General features: G+C 66.2%; 21 protein-coding genes. 6 read left to right on the top strand and 15 right to left on the bottom strand.

The features are described from left to right. Nucleotides 1-3: 3 nt before the first annotated feature. The 6 genes from AU188_RS10300 to AU188_RS10275 are packed head-to-tail and all read right to left on the bottom strand — an operon-like array spanning nt 4 to nt 6,728. Nucleotides 4-861 (bottom strand): MlaE family ABC transporter permease, encoded by an 858-nt coding sequence (locus AU188_RS10300; protein WP_059101922.1) that lies wholly within the window; start codon nt 859-861, stop codon nt 4-6. Between the two features lie 12 nt (nt 862-873). Beyond that, the gene (locus tag AU188_RS10295) at nt 874-1,686 is read right to left on the bottom strand and encodes an MlaE family ABC transporter permease (protein ID WP_059101923.1); all 813 of its coding nucleotides are present in this window, start codon (nt 1,684-1,686) and stop codon (nt 874-876) included. Beyond that, nucleotides 1,673-2,842, bottom strand: a complete 1,170-nt coding sequence (locus AU188_RS10290; RefSeq protein WP_059163613.1) for a thiolase C-terminal domain-containing protein — start codon at nt 2,840-2,842, stop codon at nt 1,673-1,675. The genes AU188_RS10295 and AU188_RS10290 overlap by 14 nt, the downstream gene beginning before the upstream one ends. Beyond that, entirely contained in the window at nt 2,839-4,014 is a 1,176-nt protein-coding gene (locus tag AU188_RS10285) for an OB-fold domain-containing protein (RefSeq protein ID WP_059163612.1), read from the bottom strand. Before AU188_RS10285 ends, AU188_RS10290 begins: the two co-directional genes overlap by 4 nt. Nucleotides 4,015-4,032: 18 nt before the next feature. Beyond that, on the bottom strand, nt 4,033-5,241 hold the full coding sequence (locus AU188_RS10280; RefSeq protein ID WP_059163611.1) for a CaiB/BaiF CoA transferase family protein: 1,209 nt from the start codon (nt 5,239-5,241) through the stop codon (nt 4,033-4,035). Then, complete coding sequence (locus tag AU188_RS10275) at nt 5,241-6,728, bottom strand: aldehyde dehydrogenase family protein (RefSeq protein ID WP_059163827.1); 1,488 nt, start codon at nt 6,726-6,728, stop codon at nt 5,241-5,243. The genes AU188_RS10280 and AU188_RS10275 overlap by 1 nt, the downstream gene beginning before the upstream one ends. A gap of 276 nt (nt 6,729-7,004) precedes the next feature. Between AU188_RS10275 and AU188_RS10270 the strand changes: the two genes are divergently transcribed. The 5 genes from AU188_RS10270 to AU188_RS10250 all read left to right on the top strand — a co-directional run bounded on the left by AU188_RS10270 (nt 7,005) and on the right by AU188_RS10250 (nt 10,728). After that, nucleotides 7,005-7,715: an SDR family NAD(P)-dependent oxidoreductase gene (locus tag AU188_RS10270; protein WP_059163610.1), complete on the top strand. Its 711-nt coding sequence runs from the start codon at nt 7,005-7,007 to the stop codon at nt 7,713-7,715. Between the two features lie 29 nt (nt 7,716-7,744). Beyond that, a complete protein-coding gene (locus AU188_RS10265) occupies nt 7,745-8,605 on the top strand; it encodes a mycofactocin-coupled SDR family oxidoreductase (RefSeq protein ID WP_059101928.1) in 861 nt (286 codons plus the stop codon). An 18-nt stretch (nt 8,606-8,623) separates the two neighbouring features. Beyond that, entirely contained in the window at nt 8,624-8,815 is a 192-nt protein-coding gene (locus AU188_RS10260) for a ferredoxin (protein ID WP_059163609.1), read from the top strand. 43 nt (nt 8,816-8,858) lie between these two features. Further along, nucleotides 8,859-10,220, top strand: coding sequence for a cytochrome P450 (locus AU188_RS10255; protein WP_059163608.1), 1,362 nt, complete (start codon nt 8,859-8,861; stop codon nt 10,218-10,220). 67 nt (nt 10,221-10,287) lie between these two features. Continuing rightward, on the top strand, nt 10,288-10,728 hold the full coding sequence (locus AU188_RS10250) for a hypothetical protein (RefSeq protein ID WP_059163607.1): 441 nt from the start codon (nt 10,288-10,290) through the stop codon (nt 10,726-10,728). Between the two features lie 71 nt (nt 10,729-10,799). On the opposite strand, the gene AU188_RS10245 is transcribed toward AU188_RS10250, so the two are convergent. From AU188_RS10245 to AU188_RS10205, 9 genes are all read right to left on the bottom strand, one after another. Beyond that, the gene (locus AU188_RS10245) at nt 10,800-12,008 is read right to left on the bottom strand and encodes a DUF1214 domain-containing protein (protein WP_059163606.1); all 1,209 of its coding nucleotides are present in this window, start codon (nt 12,006-12,008) and stop codon (nt 10,800-10,802) included. A 9-nt stretch (nt 12,009-12,017) separates the two neighbouring features. Then, entirely contained in the window at nt 12,018-12,743 is a 726-nt protein-coding gene (locus AU188_RS10240; protein ID WP_059163826.1) for a sugar phosphate isomerase/epimerase family protein, read from the bottom strand. 40 nt (nt 12,744-12,783) lie between these two features. Then, nucleotides 12,784-13,950 carry a sulfotransferase family protein gene (locus AU188_RS10235; RefSeq protein WP_059163605.1) on the bottom strand — a complete coding sequence of 389 codons (1,167 nt, stop codon included), beginning with the start codon at nt 13,948-13,950 and terminating at the stop codon, nt 12,784-12,786. Then, nucleotides 13,947-15,074 carry an LLM class flavin-dependent oxidoreductase gene (locus AU188_RS10230; protein ID WP_059163604.1) on the bottom strand — a complete coding sequence of 376 codons (1,128 nt, stop codon included), beginning with the start codon at nt 15,072-15,074 and terminating at the stop codon, nt 13,947-13,949. Before AU188_RS10230 ends, AU188_RS10235 begins: the two co-directional genes overlap by 4 nt. Before the next feature lie 82 nt (nt 15,075-15,156). Further along, entirely contained in the window at nt 15,157-15,933 is a 777-nt protein-coding gene (locus tag AU188_RS10225; RefSeq protein ID WP_059163603.1) for an SDR family NAD(P)-dependent oxidoreductase, read from the bottom strand. Between the two features lie 14 nt (nt 15,934-15,947). After that, complete coding sequence (locus AU188_RS10220; RefSeq protein ID WP_059163602.1) at nt 15,948-17,246, bottom strand: acyl-CoA dehydrogenase family protein; 1,299 nt, start codon at nt 17,244-17,246, stop codon at nt 15,948-15,950. Between the two features lie 18 nt (nt 17,247-17,264). Continuing rightward, nucleotides 17,265-18,041: an enoyl-CoA hydratase/isomerase family protein gene (locus AU188_RS10215; RefSeq protein WP_059163601.1), complete on the bottom strand. Its 777-nt coding sequence runs from the start codon at nt 18,039-18,041 to the stop codon at nt 17,265-17,267. Nucleotides 18,042-18,046: 5 nt separating this feature from the next. Next, a complete protein-coding gene (locus AU188_RS10210) occupies nt 18,047-19,222 on the bottom strand; it encodes an acyl-CoA dehydrogenase family protein (protein ID WP_059163600.1) in 1,176 nt (391 codons plus the stop codon). Then, nucleotides 19,206-20,213, bottom strand: a complete 1,008-nt coding sequence (locus AU188_RS10205; protein ID WP_059163825.1) for an acyl-CoA dehydrogenase family protein — start codon at nt 20,211-20,213, stop codon at nt 19,206-19,208. Before AU188_RS10205 ends, AU188_RS10210 begins: the two co-directional genes overlap by 17 nt. 282 nt (nt 20,214-20,495) lie before the next feature. Between AU188_RS10205 and AU188_RS10200 the strand changes: the two genes are divergently transcribed. Beyond that, nucleotides 20,496-21,590 (top strand): amidohydrolase family protein, encoded by a 1,095-nt coding sequence (locus AU188_RS10200; RefSeq protein ID WP_172799452.1) that lies wholly within the window; start codon nt 20,496-20,498, stop codon nt 21,588-21,590. Nucleotides 21,591-21,596: the final 6 nt, after the last annotated feature.

Here is a 21,596-nt window from a genome sequence, read left to right as displayed (position 1 = left end):
ACCTTATCCCGAGAGGTTGAAGTTGCCGTTGGAACCGTAGATGGACAAGGAGACCAGCAGGGTGACCGAGACGACGACGACCAGTGAGGTGCGTACCGCGTTGCCGACCGCGACCCCGACACCAGAGGGGCCGCCGGAGGCGAAGTAGCCAAAGTAGGTGTGGATCAACAAGATCGTGATCGCCATCAGCACTGCCTGCAGAAACGACCACAACAGGTCGATCGGATTCAAGAAGGTGTCGAAGTAGTGGTCATAGAGACCACCGGACTGGCCGAACAACACCACCGTGGTGAACTGGCTGGCGACGAAGGACAAGATCACCGCAATCGAATACAGCGGCGTGATCGCCACCATCCCGGCCACAATCCGAGTACTGACAAGGTATTCCACCGGTCGGATCGCCATCGATTCCAGCGCGTCGATCTCCTCGTTGATGCGCATCGCGCCCAACTGCGCGGTCACTCCAGCCCCGAACGTGGCCGCCAAGCCGATCCCGGCCACCACCGGCGCGGCGATCCGCACGTTGATGAACGCCGCCAAGAACCCGGTCAGCGCCTCGATTCCGATATCACCCAACGAGCTGTAGCCCTGCACCGCCAGCGTGCCGCCGGCGGCCAACGTCAAAAACCCCACGATCGCGACCGTGCCGCCGATCATCGCCAATGTGCCCGCACCCATGGAGATCTCGGCGATCAACCGCACGATCTCCTTGCGGAAATGCACCGCCGCATGCGGCACTCCGGCCAACGCCCGAAGGTAGAACAACATGTGATCGCCGATGCGACCCAAGAACTCCACCGGCCGCTTGGCGCCGCGCGTCAGGCGCGGATAGGTGCTGCGGATAACCGCCACTGTGCCCATCGACAACCCGCCCTAGCCCGTCGTCATCCGGATACCGATCGCCGTGACCACCACATTGATCACGAACAACGCCATGAACGCATAGACCACCGTCTCGTTGACCGCGTTACCGACCGCCTTGGCGCCACCCCCGGTGATCGTCAAACCCCGAAAACAAGCCACCAGACCGGCGATCAACCCGAACAACGCGGCCTTGACACACGAGATGATCACCTCGGGCACCCCGGTCAACAAGGTGATCCCCGCGGCGAACGCCCCCGGGTTCACATCCTGAATGAACACCGAAAACGTGTAACCACCGAGGATCCCGATGATCACCACCAAACTGTTGAGCAGGAGAGCGACCAACCCTGAAGCAAGCATCCTTGGCGTCACCAGCCGCTGCACCGGGTTGATACCCAGCACCTCCATCGCGTCGATCTCCTCGCGGATCGTGCGCGAACCCAGATCGGCACACATCGCCGTCGCCCCCGCACCGGCCACGATCAACACCGTCACGATCGGACCCACCTGCGTCACCGCACCGAACGCCGCACCCGCCCCCGACAGATCAGCAGCACCCAACTCCCGCAACAAGATGTTGAGCGTGAAACTCACCAGCACCGTGAACGGAATCGCCACCAACAACGTCGGCGCCAACGACACCCGCGCAATGAACCAACACTGCTCCAAGAACTCCCGCCACTGAAACGGCCGCCGAAACACAAACCGCACCGCATCCGCCGACATCGCGAACAACGCGCCGACCGCCTGCATCGGCCCAGCCAGATTCCGCAACGGCGGCAAGCCGGCTGACCAGCGCTCCGGCCCACTACCCTGCGCCATTGCCGTCTCCTTCCAGGATGGTCACCGCCGCGACCGCGGTTGGCCCGCCAATGTTATGGGCAAGGCCGATCCGGGCGCCGTCCACCTGGTTCACGGCTTCACCGCGAAGTTGTGCGAACAGCTCGACACATTGCGCGACACCTGTCGCGCCGGGCGGATGCCCCTTGGCCTTCAGTCCTCCGCTCGGGTTCACGGGCAACCCCCCGCCGATAGTCGTCACTTCCGCTTCGACGAGTTTGTGGCCCCCGAACCTCTCGGCGAATCCCAGATCTTCATAGCTGATCAGCTCGATGCCCGTAAAGAAATCGTGAACTTCAGCAACATGAACATCTCCAGGAACAAGACTGGCCATCTCAAAAGCCTGCTTGGCGGCCCGCACCGTCGCGGGCATCGTCGTCATGTCCGCTTTGTGTTGGTGCATCACGGAGTCGAGGCCCAGGCCGACGCCCCGAATCCAGACCGGGCGGTTGGTGAATCGGTCGACGACGTCTTCCGCGGCGAGCACGAGGGCGGCCGCGCCGTCGCTCTGGGGCGCGCAGTCGTAGAGCCGAAACGGAGTGACGATGATCGGCGCTTCCATCGCTTGTTCCATTGTGATCTCGAATCGCAGCCGCGCCTTGGGGTTGTTCGCGCCGTGCCGATGGTTCTTCACGGCCACCATGGCAAGGTGCTCAGGTGTCGCGGGCGACTCATGCAGGTAGCGACGGACGTGCAACGCGAAGCCGGCGGGCGAGACCACGCCGAGCGGGTAGTCCCAGGCCATGTCGCGGGCCATCGCCTCCCACTGCCACAACATGTCTCGTGACGTGGTGTCGCGCAGCTTGTCGGCACCCATCACCAGTGCGACGTCGAACGCCCCCGAGGCGACGCCGAACAATGCGTTGCGGATCGTGTCGTTGCCTGTGGCGCAGGAGTTCTCGACGCGGGTCACCGGCAGGTCGGGCAGTCCGAGCGTGTCGGCCAGGATGCCTGCCGGGAAGCCGTCGGCGGTGCCCATCGCGCCGAACCAGGCGGCCTGCAGGTCCGATCTGTTCAGGCCCTTGTCGACGCTGGCCGCGCAGTCGGCGAACGCCATCGGCAGAAGATCCTTGAGCCCGAGCGCGAAATGCTCACCGAACGTGGTCATTCCGGCGCCGACAACCGCTACCCGTCTCATGCCGCCACCGACTCCGGCTCGAACATGTAACCGTAGTCGGGCACCCCGGACCGCACGGCGACGCGGCGCAGCGCCAGTCGGCCGCGGGTGCCGATGTCGACCGACCCCGGCTCGGCTCCGGTCACCTTCACCAGCGCCCGCACGCCGACTCCGTCGAGCTCCACGATCACCAGCGAGTAGGGCGACCGCAGCCCCGGCACCGGAATGTGCACCGTCGCCTCGGTGTACACGGTCCCGGTGCGCGGCAACGGAATCAGCTCGTAGCCCGTCGACAGCGTGCCGGTGTCGGCCAACCGGTAGCGGGGCGGGAAATCCAGCTCCCCGGAATCGGGATGACGACCGGCTTCCCAGCGCACCTTGGCTTCGAAGGCCCGCTCGTAGGCGGCCAGCGAAATGGGAATCTCGGCGTCCCCGACGACCGTTCCCTCTGGTTGGGGACGTGCCGTCGGCTCACGCCGGTGCAACTCGGCGACACCGCCGGTGACCGTGATGCCCGAGAGGCTGGCCTGTTCGACGGCGACGAGGGGGCCGGTCGAATTCCGTTCGGACATCCCGGCCAACGCGAACAAGCTGGCACTGGCGCCGGTGGTCGGCAACTCGGGCGGGTCACCGAGCGTCAGCTCGGCCGCCCAGGCATGGTCGACGCCCGCGACCGCAGCCGGGGTATCGAGCCAAGCCGCTTCCAACGAGGCGATGAGACCTCGTTCGTGTAGGAGTCGAGGGTCGCCGTAGTCGTGCACATCGCCGGTCGCCTTGCGCGTGCGCACCGGAAGGCTGCGCGCCACGCGGGCGGCCGTGCGTACCTGCAGTCCGCGCTCCGCGGTCAGGATCGCGGCCGCTCCCGCCGGGTCGAGGTCGGTGCCGATGATCAACGTCCGTGGCCGCGCCGAGCTGACCGCGTCCAGCGTCGCGGGGGCACCGCCGAGTCGCTCGTCGACCTCCAGTTCCGGGTCGAGCCCCAGCCCGGCAAGCAGAACCGCGGCGTTGCTGCTGTCCAGCAACGGCAGATCGCGGCTGACCAGCACCACGCGCTCCACGGCTCCGCTGGCGATCAACGCCGCCCGGCCCGCCTCGACGGCCAAGGTGATCGCGTCCTCGTCGTCGCCGGGCACGCGGCGTTGGGGCGTACCCCAACACGGCAGGTACGTGCCGATCGACGCGACAAAGGGCATTGGGACTCTTCCTCGAACTTAGGTGACCGCGCCGGCCGTCTTGAGCTCGATGATGCGGTCCCAATCCAACCCGAGTTCCAGCAAAATTTCGTCGGTTTGCTCGGCGAAGCCGGGCGCGGGCCCCGATTGCGGAGCGGCGACATCGAACTGCACGGGGTTTGCGACCAGCTCGAGTTCGCCCGCCTGCACCAGGTACTCGTTCGCCCGGATCTGCGCGTCCTCGGCGGCCTGCAGGGTGTCCTGCACCGGTGCCCACGGTCCGAGCAGCGTCGCGAACCGCTCGCTCCACTCGGCCAGCGGCCGCTTGGACATCGCCTCCTTGAGGATCTCGGCGGCCGTCTCGGTGTTCTCCGCGATCGACTCGACCGTTGCGAACCGCGGATCGTCGGCGAGCTCGTCGAGGTCCATGTGCTTGCAGACGTCGGCCCAGAACTTGGTGGGCTGCATCATCACGAACGAGATGTAGCGGTCGTCGGCGGTCGGGTAGAGCCCGACGAGCGGGTTGATCGGCGAGCCGTGCACACCGGGCGGGAAGGCCTCCATGCGCTGGCCGAGATGCTTGGTCAGGGCGACGGTGTGCCCGAGCGACCACAGCCCGCTGCCGAGCAGCGAGACGTCGACCACCGACGGCTCGCCGGTGCGTTCGCGTTTCAGCAGCGCCGCGGCGATCCCGCCGGCCAGGTTCGTACCGGAGATCGTGTCGCCGTAAGCAGGTCCAGGAGGCCCGACCATGCCCGGCGTGCCGGGCGGCGTGATCGTCGCCGCGGTGCCGGCCCGGCACCAGAACGCGGTCATGTCGTACCCGCCCTTGACCGACTCCTCGCCGCGCGGGCCCAGCGCGCTGCCGCGGGCGTAGATGATGTTGGGATTCACGGCGCGGATGTCGTCGACGTCGATGCCGAACTTCTGCCGATGCCCGGGCAGGAAGCTGGTCAGGAAGACGTCGGCGCGACGGGCGAGCTCCAGCAGGATCTCGCGCCCCTCGGGCACCGACATGTCCAGGCCGATGCTGCGCTTGCCCCGGTTGGCGTGCTCGATGTTGGGGTTCGGGTCGCCTTCGACGCGCAGCAGGCCGGTCTGCCGCAGCCCGCGCTGCGGGTCGCCCGTCACCGCGTGTTCGACCTTGACGACGTCGGCGCCCCACTCGCGCAGCACCGCGCCTGCGGACGGAACGAAGCCATACATCGCGACTTCGAGGACGCGAATCCCCTCGAGCGGCCTGCTCATCAATTCACCACCGTTGCAAACGTCTTGGATTCCAGGAACTCCTCGAGTCCCGCCGTGCCCATCTCTCGGCCGATGCCGGACTGTTTGTATCCGCCGAACGGGCTGTCGGGGCTGAAGTAGTTGCCGCCGTTGATCGAGAAGGTGCCCGTGCGGATCCGACGCGCGACGGCCAGCGCCCTGTCCTGGCTGCCGAACACCGCGCCCGACAGTCCGTAGATCGAGTTGTTCGCGATCCGCACCGCATCGTCATCGTCGTCGTAGGCGATGACGACGAGTACGGGACCGAACACTTCCTCCTGCGCGATCTCGCTGTCGGGATCGACGTCGGTCAGCAGCGTCGGCGTATAGAAGTAGCCGGGGTCGACCTTGCCACCGCCGGTCACCAGCGTCGCGCCGGCCGCCACGGCCCGCTTGACCATGCTGTCGACCTTGTCGCGCTGCTTCTCGCTGATAAGTGGCCCCATGTACGTCTGGGGGTCGGCCGGGTCGCCGTAACGCACGAGGCCGAAGTTGTTCTTGATCAGCTCCACGATCTCGTCGTGGTGCGAACGCGGCACCAGCAGCCGCGACGTCAACGCACAGCCCTGGCCGGCATGGGTCACCATGCTGAACGCACTGAACAGCGCGGCCGTGTTGAAGTCGGCGTCGTCGAGGACGATCGCCGCCGACTTGCCGCCCAGTTCGAGGAACACCTTCTTCAGCGTCTCGCTGGCGGCCGCCATGATCCGGCGGCCGGTCGGCGTGGAGCCGGTGAACGTCACCATGTCCACGTCCGGGCTGGTGGTCAGCGCTGCGCCGACGTCAGGGTCGGCCCCGCTGAGCACGTTGACGACGCCGGCCGGGATGTCGGTGTGCTGGACGATCAGCTCACCGAGCGCCAGGGTGATCAGCGGGGTGTCGGGCGCGGACTTGAGGATCACCGTGCACCCGGCCGCCAACGCGGGCGCCAGCTTCGCGAGCGCGAGCTGGTTCGGATAGTTGTAGGCGATGATCGCCGCCACCACACCGGCGGCTTCCTTCTCCACCCAGCGGTGGTGCTGCATGCCGCGGCTCTCGATATTGCCGAGATCCTCGGTCAGTGGATAGCTCTTCAACAGCTCGGCGTAGTAGCGCACGATCTCGATGGGTTGGTCCAGCTGCGCGCCCCGGCAGAGCGCCTCGGTGGCACCGACTTCGGCGATCGTCAGCGCGGCGAGCTCGTCACGGTGTTCGACCAGTGCCCGATGGAACTGTTCGAGGCAACGGATGCGCAGTTCGGTGTTCGTCGACCAGTCGGTCTCGTCGAACGCGCGGCGTGCCGCACTCACGGCGACTTCGGCGTCGGCGACCGTGGCGTCCGGCGCATGACCGAGCACCTCGCCGGTGGCGGGGTTGATGGATGGAAACGTCCGGGACGTCTCGAGTAGCTTTCCGCCGATCAGCAGCCGCCGCTCGACAGCGGCTTCCGGAGCCGCTTCGTCACCCGAGATGGTCGTCGCTTCCTGCATCATCCTCCTCAGCAGCCATCGCCAGCGTGGTTAATGTGCTTGTGGTGTGATGGAAACTTCATTCTCATCACCGGCGAATCATACATTCGCCTGGAGAGAACTCAAGGAAATGGCGGGAATCGCCACTGCCTGCGGTTAACGGTGCGACAATCGGCCCCCAACCGTCTCACCAGTGCGAATCGCAGCGGTGTCGTGTCTTGCGGAGTTGCAAGACGCGAGAGTACGGTTCTCATAATCGAAAGGACGATTCTTGATGGGCGGAGGCCAGGCGGAGTCATGAAGAACGCCGTCGTGACCGGAGGTGGTTCGGGCATCGGACAGGCCGTGGCGCACCGCTTACGCGCTGACGGCATGCACGTTGCCGTCATCGACATAAACCCCCCGAACAACCCCTCGGAAGAAGAGTTCGCCTTCACCGCGGACGTGACCGACCGCGCTCAGGTCGAGGAGGCGCTCGGCGCGGTGCGCGCCCAACTCGGACCGGTGACGGTTCTGGTGAACGCCGCCGGCATGGAGAAGTTCAAACGCTTCACCGATCTCACCTTCACCGACTGGCAACGCGTGATCGACGTCAACCTCAACGGGGTATTCCACTGCATCCAGGCCGTGCTGCCCGACATGGTCGAGGCCGGGTGGGGCCGCATCGTCAACATCTCCTCGTCGAGCACCCATTCCGGACAGCCCTACATGTCGTCATATGTGGCGGCCAAGTCGGCGGTCAACGGGCTGACGAAGTCGCTTGCGCTGGAATACGGGCCCAGCGGCATCACGGTCAATGCGGTGCCTCCGGGATTCATCGACACACCGATGCTGCGCAAGTCCGAGCAGCGCGGCTACCTGGTGGTGCAACAGAACATCGACACCACGCCGGTGCGCCGGATCGGCAGGCCGGAGGACATCGCGGCCGCATGCGCGTTCCTGGTGTCCGAGGAGGCGGGCTACATCACCGGGCAGATCTTGGGCGTCAACGGCGGCCGAAACACATAGCGAGCGAAGACAACAGGAAAGGATCTCGAGTGGGACGCGTACAGGGCAAGGTCGCATTCGTCACCGGTGCGGCGCGTGGGCAGGGGCGTAGCCACGCGGTACGGCTGGCCGAGGAAGGCGCCGACATCATCGCGGTGGACCTCTGCGAGAACATCGACACCATCGGCTACCCGATGGCCACCCCGGAGGATCTCGAGGAGACCGCGGCCTTCATCGAGAAGACCGGTCAGCGCGTGGTCACCGCCAAGGCCGACGTGCGCGAGGCCTCGCAGTTGAAGGCCGCGCTGGAGGACGGTATCTCCCAGCTGGGCGGACTCGACATCGTCGTCGCGCAGGCCGGCGTCGCGGGGATGAAAGGCCAACCGCCCCTTCAGGCTTGGATCGACGTCATCAACACCAACCTGATCGGCACGATCAACGCGATCCAGGTGTCGCTGCTGCACCTCAAAGAGGGCGCGTCGATCATCGCGACCGGATCCACCGCGGCACTGATGGACACCCATCAGAAGAACGACCCGGGTAATGACCCCGGCGGCATGGCCTACGTGCATTCCAAGCGGGCACTGTCGGCCTACGTGCACGATTTGGCCACCGAGCTCGCACCGCGCGGCATCCGCGCCAACGTCGTGCATCCCACCAACTGCAACACCAACATGCTGCAGAGCGAGCCGATGTACCGCTCTTTCCGGCCCGACCTCGAGAAGCCCGAGCTCAAGGACGCCGAGCCGGTGTTCTACGTCCAGCAGGCCATGAAGGTGCCGTGGATCGAGCCCGAGGACATCAGCAATGCGGTGCTGTGGTTGGCCTCCGACGAAGCGCGCTTCGTCACCGGTGCGCAGTTGCGCGTCGACGCCGGCGGTTACCTGAAGTGGTACGACTACCACAACTAGGCGAAAGGAGTGGCGACAGTGAAGGTTTCGGTTGACGGAACGCGCTGCCAGGGACACACGCTGTGCGCGATGATCGCACCCGATTCGTTCGAACTCGACGATGTCGACGGTCATTCGTCGCCGGTGAACGAAGTGGTGCCCGCCGATCAGGAGGAGCTGGTCAGGGAGGCGGCGCAGTCATGTCCGGAACAGGCCATCGTCATCGAATGACGCCGCTACCGCCGGCCGCCGAGAACGCGATAGGAGACGCGCCGTGACCATCGACGATGTCGCGACCGACGACGACCGCAAGAAGAACAGGTACCACTTCGACCGGCACACACCGGAATACCGGCTGCAGTTCGAGAAGATCACCGACGAGATGCAGTCTCGGTGCCCGATGGCCTGGACGGATACCTACAACGGGCACTGGGTCGCCGCGGACAGCAAGCATGTCTTCGAACTGGCCCGCTGCCCTGCGGTGTCCAATCACCATGACATCACCGGTGAGACACCGTTTCAGGGCATCACGATCCCGAAGGCCAGTCGTGCCACGGTGGTTCGCGGCGGCATCCTCGAGATGGACGAGCCCGAGCACAGTATCTACCGCGGTGCGCTGAACCCATACCTGTCTCCCGCCGCGATCAAACGTTGGGAACCGTTCGTCGACGAGATCACCCGCGCGGCCCTCGATGAGCACATCGAAACGGGTCGCATCGACTTCGTCGAACATCTCGCCAACGTGGTGCCCGCCGTCTTCACGCTCGCGATGATGGGCATCGATCTCAAGAAGTGGAACGTCTACAGCGAGCCCACCCACGCCTCGGTGTACACACCGGAACACTCCCCCGAGCGCGAGAAGATCAACGAGCAGCACCGCGAAATGGGGATCGACCTCATCAACAACATGATGGAGATCCGCGAGAATCCGCGACCCGGGCTGGTGAACGCGCTGGTGCAGTTGCGCATCGACGGCGAACCCGCTCCCGACATGGAGATCCTCGGCAACCTGGGGCTGATCATCGGCGGAGGCTTCGACACCACGACCGCACTGACCGCGCACGCGCTGGAATGGCTCGGCGAGCACCCCGACGAACGGGACCGGCTCAGCCGCGAGCGGGACAAGCTGCTGCATCCGGCCACCGAGGAGTTCCTGCGCTTCTTCACTCCGGCGCCCGGCGACGGCCGGACTTTCTCCGAAGACGTCGAGGTGGAGGGGCAGCGGTTCAAGCAGTACGAGCGGCTCTGGCTGTCGTGGGCCATGGCCAACCGCGATCCGTCGGTGTTCGAGAAGCCGAACGAGGTCATTCTCGACCGGAAGGGCAACCGGCACTTCAGCTTCGGCATCGGTGTGCACCGGTGCGTCGGCTCCAACGTGGCACGGACCGTCTTCAAGTCGATGCTGACCGCCGTGTTGGACCGGATGCCCGACTACGTGTGCGATCCCGAAGGCACCGTGCACTACGACACGATCGGGGTCATCCAGGGTATGCGCAACCTGCCCGCGACGTTCACGCCGAGCAAGCCGCTCGGCCCGGGCCTCGACGAGACGTTGGAGAAGTTGCAGCGCATCTGCGACGACCAGGAACTGGCGCGGCCGATCACCGAGCGCAAGGAAGCCGCCGTCATCGCCTGATCGGTAGGCGTGGCGCGCAACGAGATGCTTTGATGAGCAGCGGGGCGGGGTACTGGGAGGACCGACGTTGAAGCGCTTCAGGATCTTTGTCGTGGCGGCCGCGCTCCTCATGGCCGCGGGCCTCGTCGCCCCGCCGCCGGCGCAGGCGACGATGACCTGGGGTAACTACGATCTGCTCACCAATCGGTATGACCGCGCGTCATGGCTGTGGTTCATCCGTCCCTGCTGGCCGGACAAGCAGCCCGACTGCGTGTATGTCAGCGCGCGGCCGCGGCTGAAGTTCTACGCGTATTACGAGGGCCAGGCCCTGGCGGTCAACGGCCGCTACACCATGACCGTCGACGTACCCGACGGGTTGCGGTGCCCCGGCCAGGTACTCCCCACTCGCGAAACCTACTCATGGGATGAGGTTTCGCTGGTCGGCACCATCGAGTCGCATTACAACGTCGGCTGTTTCAACGGTCCGCCCGGCATGCAGTTCTGGACGTTCAAGCTGCAACGGCTGTAGACATTCCAGCGCGACCAGACGCAAGAGGCCCCAGAATCCGTTCTGCGGAGGGACATTTGCGTCTGGTCAGCCTATAGGCTGAAACGCTGCCGAACACCGCGAAACCGATCCCACATCTGGGCGGCGCGCTGCGCCGGCGTCACCGTCGCGGTGTCCGCTGGCAGCGCCTCGGGCAGGCCGGTCAGCTTGATCAGCCGCGTGGTCAATGTTGCGGGCTCGCCATCGAGCATGTGCCGGTAAGTCACGTTCCCCCGTTCGAAACCCTGCGTGTCCAACCAGTTGTGATAGCCGGGGTCGTCGTGGCACAAAATGATTCGCACCCGGCCGTCGGCGTCGACCGCGGTGCGGCTGGGCGTGTAGCTCACGGGACGGTACAGGTAGTCCATGCTGGTGAAGAATGCACCCATGTTGGTCAGCATCCAGAGCCCGTCGTGGGCCTCGAACTCGATGACCAACGCCTCGTCGGACGCGAGCCGCCAGTGCATGTTCACCGCGGCTCGACCTCGCTTCGCGTCCGCGCCCGTCGACGCGATCTCCGGGAACGCGTTGGGCAGGTCGGCGTCGACTCCGCCGTAGGCGAAGGGATATTCCGGCCAGTCGGCCATCATCCCGGTCAGGAAGTCGCCCGCCCAGTCGATCGCCGCCAACATGTCGGCCGCAGTCGGCAGCGGACGGGGCGATTCCATGTCGACGCGCTCGATGTGCATCCGGGCCGGTCGTTCGTCCCAGCGGTCGAAACCCTGGCGGATGAACAGCTTTCGCGTCCCCGCCGTGGTGGGCAGCCAGTTCCGGCCGCGCGGCGGCCCGCCGATGTAGATCTCGAAATTTCCGTCGGCCCCCGTGCGCAATTCCGCGCCGGTCAGATTGGCCTCGGGCACATCGCCGAACGGTTCGTGCAACACACCGGGACCCTCGCGGCGTGGCCCCTGCACCGTGATGTTGAGAAAGCTGGCCGTGCCGCATTCACCGGTGATGCGGTATGTCGACGTCCCGTCGATCCACGCCTGCTGATAGAGGAAATCCGCACAGTCGCCACCGAGTTTGCGGCTGGGATGGCAGAAGGTGTGGATCATCGGGTATCGCGTGTCCCGAGTCTCCAGTGCCAGGTCGAAGGCCTGGCCCAGATTCTGTGTCAGGAACCGGAATCCGTCGACACGCTGGGCTCCGGACGCTGGGTTGTGGTCCTTGAAAACCCGATCCCCCGCCGCCTTCAATCGGTCGCAGAACGATTCCCACGCCGACTTCAGCGCCGCATCATCCGGGCCGTCTCCGAACGCCATCGCCTTCTCCTAGCCGTCGCGTTCTTCCAGCATCGCCGATACCACGGTGCACGCGCGCCGGGACGCCTCCAGGCGGCCCTCCCGCTCGATGCGCGGCCCGATGAGTTCGAGGTCGAAGTGATGTGGATATCCGGCCTCGAGCACCGCGGCGACGAAGCGCTCGATGGGAATGGCGCCGTCACCGGGCACGGCACGCGCGGGTAGGGCGCGGTCACCGAGCACATAGTCACTCAACTGGATCGCCTGCGTTCGCGGTAACGCCCGTTCGAGCAGTGCCGGCAATTCCGCCTCGGCCCAGCAGTGGAAAAGGTCGATGCAGATCCCCAACCCGGCTATCTCCGCCAGCGTGAGCGTGTCGCGCAAGCTGTGGGCGATGTGGATGTCGGCGTAGAGACTGGACGCGTTCTCGATCGCCAGCGCCACACCCGCTTGCTCGGCGGCCACAACACACGGCGTGACCGCATCGCTGAAACGCTCGGCGGCGTCGGCCCAGTCAAGCCCACCGCGCCCGCCGGTCAGCATGTAGACCACGCGCGTTCCGGCCGTCGCGGCCGCGTCGATGACCCGCAACAGCGAATCACGCGACGAGAACAGGTGATACACCGTTTCGACCGAATACCCGCTCGCGACCATCGGGGCCAGATCCGGTTCGGCCAACTGCGAGTCGATCAGACTGAGCCGCCGGACGCCGAGCGCGCGCCAATGCGACTCCATCTCACGCAGCGACTCGCCCATGAACGTGACGCTGTGCACCGACACCCGTTCGTCGGTCACCTCAGCCCCGTTTCTCGATTTCGACGCCGAAACGCTCCCGGAATGGCCGGAACTCATCGTGCAACGCGTCGAGATCTTCGCCGATGTCGGTCAGCAGCGAAGTGGAGTACCGGAACTTACCGTGCCGATCGCCCGGGTTGGCGGCAAGATAGGTGCGCATCGCGGCTTCGGCATCCGCGCTGAGCCCCCGGCCCGCGAACTCGTAGTAGCGACGCACGGTGCCGACCTGATCGGCGACGAAGTCGGTGTAGCGCACGTGCAGGATCCGCGGATCGTCCACCAGAGGATTGGTCATCGTGTTGGCGATGCTCTCGCGGGTCAACTGAAGGTGCATCTTTGCGGCAGCCTGCAGATCGACAGGGCCGACGATGCCCTCACCGATGTCGGCCATCATCATCGTGCGCGACGCCGCGACCTGCACCGGGTCCCGATGCAGCCAGAGCAACGTCGCATCGGGGTAAGCGTCGAAGAACTCTCTCAGCCGGAATCCGTGGAACCCCTTGAGCACCCATCGTTTACGAGGCCGACGGAACTGGAACTGCTGCAGCATCGCCTTGTGGATCCGGTACTGCGCCGACGGGTCGGTGGGCAACCCGCCGACGACGGTCTGCATCGGCACCCGCCACCACGCGGTGGGTGTGAGCACCCGGAAGTCGAACGCCCAGGTGCGTTCGTCCTCGGGAAGGCCGTCGCCGAGCATGTCGTTGTAGGGATGGCTGTGCAACCACTTCGGCAGTTTCGCGTTGATCTCGCGCCAGTCGGCGTCCGCGCGTGCGCGCCGCGGATCGTCGCGCTCGACGGTGCCCGGCGGCGGTGACGGGTACATCACCTCCCAGAACCGCGGCGCGCGGGATTCCGGATCCACCGACATCAGCGCGTGCATCAGCGTGGTGCCCGAGCGCGGTTCGCCGGTGACGAACATCGGCGCCTCGATGACCTCCTCGGCGAGCGGATAGCGGCGACGGTCGGCGAAGAACTCCAGCCGCGAGGTCAGCAACCAGTGGCACACCTCGGCGGCCCGCCGCCGGCCATCGGCGTCCATGCCGACCGAATTCAGATGGTCCACGACCAACGAAAACCGCTCGGGCAGTGTCGCATCGCTGTAGTCGTGCAACCCGGTTGCGCCCTCGGCGCGCGCGAGTATCTCCCCCGCGTCGAGATCATTCATTGCACATCTCCGCACAGGTGCATCAGCTCGTCCTCCACCTCGCGCACGTTCTGCGCAGACTGCGCGGTGTACCGCAGGCCCGCCATGGCGCCGTAATCCATGATCTTCGGCACACGCAAGCCCGCGTCGACGTACTCCTTGATGACGCGTGCGAGTTGTTTGGGTGTGCCGTGCGGCACCATCGCCAGGATCATCTCCGGTTGCACCCGCTCGAGGAAGTCGACGATGCGCTCGCGGGTGAGCACCGCGGGATCGATGTCCTGGTATCCGCGCCAATCTTCGCCCATCGGATGCTCGAAGCCCGCCTTGCGCAGCACCCCGGCGGACACCTGCAGCAGGAAGGACTTCACCAGCGGCGCATCGAGGATCTCGGCGATCGCCGCGTCATCACGACCCACCAGGCACACCTGGATGAAGCACGGCGTGATCGCCGCCGGGTCGCGACCCGCCTTGTCGGCGGACAGCCGCACCGCGGCAAGCTTTTCCGCGTAGTCCTCCGGCGTCCACGCCCCCGTCGGCCACCATCCGTCCGCGTAGCGCCCGACGATGTCGAGCGTGCGGGGGCCGCTGCCGCCGATCCAGATCCGCGGCAGCCGACCGTCGTACGGTTCGGTGTCCAGACGCGCGTGCCGCAGTCGGTAGAACCGGCCGTCGAAGTCGACGGGACCGTCGCTTTCCCACAGCAGCCGGATGACGTGCAGTGCCTCTTCGAACCTGCTGACGGGTCTGCTGAAGTCGAAGCCATACGGCACGGTGTTCTCGGTCTCACCGCTACCCAGGCCCAGGATGAAGCGTCCCTTGGCGAGATGGTCGATGGTCAGCGCGCTCTGCGCCAGCAGCGACGGGTGGCGCCGGACGGTGTCGACGACACTGGTCACCAGGGGCACGTTACGGGTCAACACCGCCGCGGCGGCCGCGACAGCCATGCCGTCGAGGTGTCGGTGCGGCGACGGCGAAACGCTTGCCAGATCGGTGAATTCGGGTGTCCAGATCGAGTCGGGCCAGAAGCTGACCATATGGTCGGGAAGCCAAATCGAGTGGTAGCGGCCGCTGTCCAAGCTGTCGAGCACCGAGAGATCCAGCGGCAGTGTGGTGCGCAGATACGCGGCAGGCTGGACCTTCATTCGACGGCCCCATCGTGCGCCGGACGTGGGTTACCGTCACGCGGAACCGCCGGATGGCGTGACACAATCCCACACTCGCGCGTCATAGCCGGCCGATCTCCTTCAGGAACGTCTGGGTGTGGGCGATGCGACCGGTCAGCGTCTTCGGGTCACCGGTGCACAACTGGAACGCGGCCTCGGTGATCAGCGAGATGTCTTCGGTGTCGGTCTTGGCGAGGTCGAGCGCGCCGGCGCCCTCGGTGGCGACCGGGTTGGTCGGCGCGGCGGCGTTGACTGCGATCCCGTCGTCATACAGTTCGGCGGCAAGGCTTTTGGTCAGCCGGTTCAGCGCCGCCTTGACCGTCCCGTAGACGCCGAAACCGGCTGTGCGGTCGAACTCGGAGAACGGCGGACCATCGGGCAGGTCGCCGCCGACAGACGTCACGTTGAGCACCCAGCCGCGGCCGCGCGCACGCATGGCCGGAATGGCCAACTGTGTCAGGTGCAGCGGGGCCATCACGTGCATCTCGGTCATGAGGCGGACCCGCCGCTCGGGAAACGAGTCCAGCGGTCGCAAGAAGGTGACCGCCGCATTGTTGACCAGAATGTCGGGGGCTCCGACCTTTTCGACCACCTCGGCGAACAGCCGCTCGCGCTCGTCGCTCTGTGACAGGTCGGCGGCCACCGCGACCGCCGTCCCGCCCTCGGTCTCGATTTCCGTCAGTGTTTCGCTGAGGGAGCCCTGGTATTTCGGGTCCGGCTCGAGTGTTCGGGCGGTCAACGCGACGGTCGCGCCCTCGGCGGCGAGCCGCTTCGCGATGGCCTTTCCCAACCCTCGGCTGGTGCCGGTCACCAGCGCGACCTTGCCGTCACAGGACATCGAGGCCCTCCCAGTCAGTTCCGCGGGATACCCGCGAGCTTGTCGGCGAACTTGGCTTCGGCGGCTGCGCGCAACCGCAGCAGGTGCTCGGACGGAAACGCGTCAGGCGCCGGCGTGACGTCTTTGAGCAGCAGCCGCGCCAGCGTCACCTTGTGGACCTCGGTCGGCCCGTCGGCCAGACCGAGCACAAACGACTCCGTCAGGTACTGCACGAACGGCATCTCGTGCGACGTGCCCAGTGACCCGTGCAACTGCAGCGCCCGCGCCGACACGTCGTGTAACACCTTCTGCATCATCGCCTTGACCGCCGAGATGTCGGCCCGAACGGCCTTGTAGTCGTTGTATTTGTCGATCTTCCACGCGGTCTGCAGGGTCAGCAGCCGAAACGCCTCGATCTCCATCCACGAGTCGGCGATCATCTCCTGCACCATCTGCTTGTCGGCCAGCACCGACCCCTGGGTGTGGCGCGACACCGCCCGCTCGGTGAGCATGTCGAAGATCCGCCGCACCAGACCGACGGTTCGCATGGCGTGGTGGATGCGTCCGCCGCCGAGCCTGGTCTGCGCGACGACGAAGGCGCCGCCGCGCGGTCCCAGCATGTGATCGTCGGGTACGCGGACGTTCTCGTAGCGGACATACCCCTCGCGCCCGCCACCGCCGAGCGGTTGGTAACCGAGCCCGACGTCGCGCAGCACGTTGACACCCGCAGTGCCGCCGGGCACCACGAACATCGAATACCGCTGATAGGGCGGCGCATCCGGGTCGGTCATGGCCATGACGATGATGAACGACGCCATCGACGCGAATGACGAATACCACTTCTCGCCGTTGATCACCCAATGTTCGCCGTCCTGAACCGCGGTGGTGGTGAACACTTTCGGGTCCGCGCCGCCGTGGGGTTCGGTCATCGAGAAGCACGACACGATCCGGTTGTCCAGCAGCGGCTCCAGATACCGCTGCTTGAGTTCGGGTGTGCCGTAGTGGGCGAGAATCTCACTGTTGCCGGAATCGGGTGCCTGCGAGCCGAACACGATCGGCGCGCACTCGGAGCGGCCGAGGATTTCGTTGAGCAGCGCCAGTTTGACTTGACCGTAGCCGGGCCCGCCGAGGTGCGGGCCCAGGTGGGTGGCCCACAGTCCCCGCTCTTTGACGATCTCCTGCAGCGGCGGGATCAGCGCCTGGCGCACCGGGTCGTTGAGGTCGTGCGACTCCTTGACGATGTAGTCGATCGGTTCGCATTCTTCGCGCACGAACCGCTCGACCCACGCCAGTTGCTCCGCCCACTCCGGGTCCGTCGAGAAGTCCCACGCCACAGGTCGTCCTTTCGTGCGTCAGGTGTCCGACCACTTGCGCCGCCGCTGCGCCGCCTCGTCGGTGGCGTGGCTGAGCACCTGGTTGCGGTTTTCCAGTTCGAGCGCGGCGTCAAGCGACGCATCGGTGTTGGCCTGCAGGGCACGCTTGGTCAACTGGACACCCAGCGGCGACAGGGCCGCAATCGTCGTAGCCAGTTCGACCGCTCGCTCGATGAACCGGTCCGGTTCGACGAGCTCGCTTACCAGTCCGCGCCGGTCGGCTTCCTCGGCGGAAACGGTGCGGCCCGTCAACATCCAGTCGGCCGCGACGCTGGTCCCGACGATCCTGGGCAGGTGATAGCTCATGCCCATCTCGGCGCCGGACAAGCCGAGCAGGATCGCGGCGTTGCCGAATGTCGCTGCGGTCGAACAGATGCGGATATCGGCGGCCAGGCACAAGGCCAGCCCGGCGCCGACACACGGGCCGTTCACCGCCGCGATCACCGGCTGCGGCAGCGCGCGGATCGCCTGCGGCAGTGCGGCCATCGCCTCCTGAAAACGCATCCGCTCGATCGCCGGCGCCGACGCCTCGGGCACCGCGGGGCCGAAGCTGCGCACGTCGATACCGGAGCAGAACCCGGGCCCGGCACCGGTCAGCACCACCGAATGCACCGAGGTGTCGCTGGCCAGCTGCGCCAGGGTCCGCGTCAGCTCGTCGCGCATCACCTCGTTGATCGCGTTGAGCTGCTTGGGCCGGTTCAGTTGCAGGACAACGGTGCCGGGCTTCGACCGGTCGATATCGAGCGTCTCGGTCACCGTCGTCAGCGCCGTGGCAGCCCGAGCACCTGGGTGGCGATGATGTTGCGCTGGATCTCGGAGGTACCACCGGCGATGGTCCCGCCGAAACTGCGGGCGTAGCGCTCGAACCAGCTCGCGAAGTAGTGGTCGAGGTTCATGTGCTCGTAGGGCCCGGAGGTCGACGGATGGATCAGCCCGTCGGCGCCGGCCGCGGCCAACGCGTTCTCCATCGCCTGACGTTCGGCTTCCGAGCCGAAGAGTTTGAGCACCGACACCGAGGCGGTGTCCATCTCGCCGCGTGCGGCGCGCGCCAACGCCGCCGAGCCCATTGCCCGCAGCGCCTGATAATCCATGATCGTGGTGGCGTATTGGTCACGCTGCAGTTCGGTGCGCGGCCGGAAGTCGGCGATCATGTTGTCGATCCGGTCGGCGAAACCGAGCCACATCATCGTGCGCTCGTGGCCGAGCGACCCGTTGGCGACACCCCAACCCCCGTTGAGCGGTCCGACCAGGTTCTCGGCCGGGACGCGGGCGTCGGTGAAGAACACCTCGTTGAAGTCGAGGTTGTCTTGTCCGGTCATGTCGGCGAACGGCCGGCACACCACACCCGGTGTGTCGGTTGGGATGATGAGCGCGCTGATGCCCTTGTGCTTGGGGGCGTCGGGGTCGGTGCGCACGAATGTCAGCAGAAAGTCGGCGTCGTGCGCGCCCGACGTCCACACCTTCTGGCCGTTGACCACGAAATGGTCGCCCTCCAGCACCGCACGGGTGCGCAACGAGGCCAGGTCCGAGCCGGCGCTCGGTTCGCTCATCCCCAGCGATGCGGTGATCTCGGCCTTGAGCACCGGCACCGCCCAACGGTGCTTCTGCTCCTCCGAGCCGAACGAGATCAACGACGCCGCAACGATGTTGACGCCTTGCGGGTTGAAGCTGTGGTAGATGCGCCGACGGCACAGCTCGTCGAGGTGGACGAACTGCTGCACGACGGTCGCATTGCGCCCGCCGAACTCCGGGGGCTGCGCGGGCAGCAGCCAGCCGTGGTCGAACAGCAGGCGCTGCCAGTCGCGGGCCCACTGCGGCATGTGCGACACCGAGCGCGGCCGCTCCAACGTCAGCGCCTCCGAGGGCAGGTGCTCGTCGAGAAAGGCCGCGAACTCGGCGCGGAACTCCTCGACGTCGGAATCAAAAGTCAGCTGCACCGTTGCTCCTGTACTCGTCCGCGATCACCGCGCGATGCTCCGCGGCACCGCCGAGCAGCAGCTCGCCGGCCTTGGCCCGTTTCAGCGCGAACTGAAGGTCGTTCTCCCACGTGAAACCCATGGCGCCGAACAGCTGAAGCCCGTGCCGGAACACCAGCGCCTGCGCCTCGCCCGCCGACGCCTTGGCCATCGCAGCGGCCAACCGGCGACGCGGATCGTCGGCCGCGATCGTCAGCGCCGCGAAGTACGACAGCGCACGGGCGCGTTCGGTCGCGACGTGCATGTCGACGGCCTTGTGCTGGACCGCCTGGAACGAACCGATCGCGACGCCGAACTGCTGGCGCTGCTTGGCGTGCCCGAGCACCAGGTCGAGAATGCGTTGGCACGCGCCGACCGTGGTGATGGCCATGCCGGTCAGCGCGACGTGGCGGGCCCGTTCGGCGTCCACCCGCACCCGGTCCGTGTCGGGCACCCGGGCGTCGACGAACGACACCTCGGCGACGTGTAGCACCGGATCGAAGACCGGGCTGCGGCGTGCGGTGGCCCGGTCGGCGTCGACGACGAACACGCCCGCCTCGGTCACGACGGCGAACCGCTCGGCGCGGTCACCGTCGAGGACGTGCCGGGCCGTGCCGTTGAGCACCCAGCCGTCGGCGACCCGGTGCGCGGCGACGCCGTCGTACACCGCCGTGCCGGCTTGTTGGGGATCGAAACGCTCCCCGGCCAGCGGCGCGAACTGCGTCAGGGTGGCCAGGAACGGTGTCGGATCGGTGGCTCGACCCAGCTCCTCGAGCACGATCGCCAGTTCGACCGCGTTCTCCGGATCGGCCAACTCGGTCCAGCCGGCGTCGACGTAGGTCTTCCACAGCGGCGTCGGGTCGACCCCGTTCTCGGCGATGCCACGCACCAGCGAGGCCGGGCACTGCTTGGTGACCGCGTCGCGCACGGTCTCCTGCCAGAGTCGCTGATCGGCGTCGAACTCCAGTAACACCAAGCCTCCCGGGGACCTCAGAGATGTGCAGCGCGTCCTGGCGAGAATAACATTCTCCTATGATGTCGTAATCGTTCTCCCGATTTGACTACCCCGTTTCATGGCCGTCGCGTCGTGCAGCTGACCAGCGCGCACCCTGACCTGCGCAAAAGTAAGCGATTTGTTGAGAACTAGATTCTTGCGATTGAAGAACAACGCTTTACACTGGAGGTGTTCGGCGCTTCGCGCGGCGCTGTCCTGCGCCCGCCGACCGCCGGATGACATCGGAGGACAGCCTTGGTGATGCAACACCCGGACGGGAGCTCGACGCCCGTCGACACGCCGCTCATCGACGCCAGCGTGCACATCTTCAGCAAGTCGAACAAGGACCTGCGCAGTTTCATGCGCGAGCCGTTCAAGAGCCGCGGGTTCCCCGACTACGAGATGGACTGGTACGGCGCGCCCGGCGGCGACTACGCGCCCGAAACCGAGCGCGACCGCATGTATCCCGGGTCGGACCCCGACTTCGTCGGTCGGCAGCTGTTCGAGGAACGCGGCGTCGATGTCGCTGTCCTGCACCCGATGACGCGCGGCATCATGCCGGATCGTCACCTCGGCACCGCGATCGCGGCGGCACACAACGAGCTGATGGTCACGCGTTGGCTCGATGACAATCCGTACGCCGACCGGTTCCGCGGCACCATCCGAGTCAACCCCGACGACATCACCGGTGCGCTGCGGGAGATCGCCAAATACGCCGACCATCCGCGGGTGGTGCAGATCGGTGTCCCGCTGCAGTCCCGCGAGCTGTACGGCAAGCCGCAGTTCTGGCCGCTGTGGGAGGCCGCAGTCGAAGCGAACCTGCCTGTTGCGGTGCACATCGAAGTGGGGGCCGGCATCCAGTTCGCGCCGACACCGTCCGGGGTGCCCAGGACGTACGAGAACTACGTCAGCTTCATGGCGCTCAATTACCTGTACCACCTGATGAATCTCATCGTCGAAGGGGTATTCGAAAGGATGCCGACGTTGAAGTTCGTGTGGGCCGACGGTGCGGCCGACCTGATGACCCCGTTCATGTGGCGGATGGACTGCTTCGGCAGGCCGCACCTCGAGCAGACGCCGTGGGCGCCGCGGATGCCCAGCGACTACCTGCCGGGCCACACGTATTTCGTGCAGGGGGCGATGGACGGCCCCGGCGATGTGGAGTATGCCGGGGAATGGCTGGGTTTCACCGGCAAGGACGACATGGTGATGTACGGGTCGAGCTATCCCCACTGGCAGCTCAACGACCTGAAGTTGCCCGCCGCGTACTCCGCCGAACAGCGCGACAAACTCTGCTGGCGCAATGCCGCGGAGTTGTACGGCATAGACGTCGGCGCATCTGTGAGCGCACAGTGATAGGAA

Source organism: Mycobacterium sp. IS-3022, from assembly GCF_001500065.1.
Lineage (GTDB): Bacteria > Actinomycetota > Actinomycetes > Mycobacteriales > Mycobacteriaceae > Mycobacterium.
The sequence above is the reverse complement of the archived record's forward strand: the minus strand, read 5'-3'. Positions and strand labels throughout refer to the sequence as shown.

What these genes read in the sequence shown, in the direction of transcription:
- AU188_RS10230 (WP_059163604.1), bottom strand. Translation starts at nt 15,074, where the DNA reads ATGAAGGTCCAGCCTGCCGCGTATCTGCGCACCACACTGCCGCTGGAT.
- AU188_RS10285 (WP_059163612.1), bottom strand. Translation starts at nt 4,014, where the DNA reads ATGCCCTTTGTCGCGTCGATCGGCACGTACCTGCCGTGTTGGGGTACG.
- AU188_RS10270 (WP_059163610.1), top strand. Translation starts at nt 7,005, where the DNA reads ATGAAGAACGCCGTCGTGACCGGAGGTGGTTCGGGCATCGGACAGGCC.
- AU188_RS10225 (WP_059163603.1), bottom strand. Translation starts at nt 15,933, where the DNA reads ATGTCCTGTGACGGCAAGGTCGCGCTGGTGACCGGCACCAGCCGAGGG.
- AU188_RS10245 (WP_059163606.1), bottom strand. Translation starts at nt 12,008, where the DNA reads ATGGCGTTCGGAGACGGCCCGGATGATGCGGCGCTGAAGTCGGCGTGG.
- AU188_RS10235 (WP_059163605.1), bottom strand. Translation starts at nt 13,950, where the DNA reads ATGAATGATCTCGACGCGGGGGAGATACTCGCGCGCGCCGAGGGCGCA.
- AU188_RS10290 (WP_059163613.1), bottom strand. Translation starts at nt 2,842, where the DNA reads ATGAGACGGGTAGCGGTTGTCGGCGCCGGAATGACCACGTTCGGTGAG.
- AU188_RS10295 (WP_059101923.1), bottom strand. Translation starts at nt 1,686, where the DNA reads ATGGCGCAGGGTAGTGGGCCGGAGCGCTGGTCAGCCGGCTTGCCGCCG.
- AU188_RS10300 (WP_059101922.1), bottom strand. Translation starts at nt 861, where the DNA reads ATGGGCACAGTGGCGGTTATCCGCAGCACCTATCCGCGCCTGACGCGC.
- AU188_RS10240 (WP_059163826.1), bottom strand. Translation starts at nt 12,743, where the DNA reads ATGGGCGAGTCGCTGCGTGAGATGGAGTCGCATTGGCGCGCGCTCGGC.
- AU188_RS10275 (WP_059163827.1), bottom strand. Translation starts at nt 6,728, where the DNA reads ATGCAGGAAGCGACGACCATCTCGGGTGACGAAGCGGCTCCGGAAGCC.
- AU188_RS10200 (WP_172799452.1), top strand. Translation starts at nt 20,496, where the DNA reads ATGCAACACCCGGACGGGAGCTCGACGCCCGTCGACACGCCGCTCATC.
- AU188_RS10280 (WP_059163611.1), bottom strand. Translation starts at nt 5,241, where the DNA reads ATGAGCAGGCCGCTCGAGGGGATTCGCGTCCTCGAAGTCGCGATGTAT.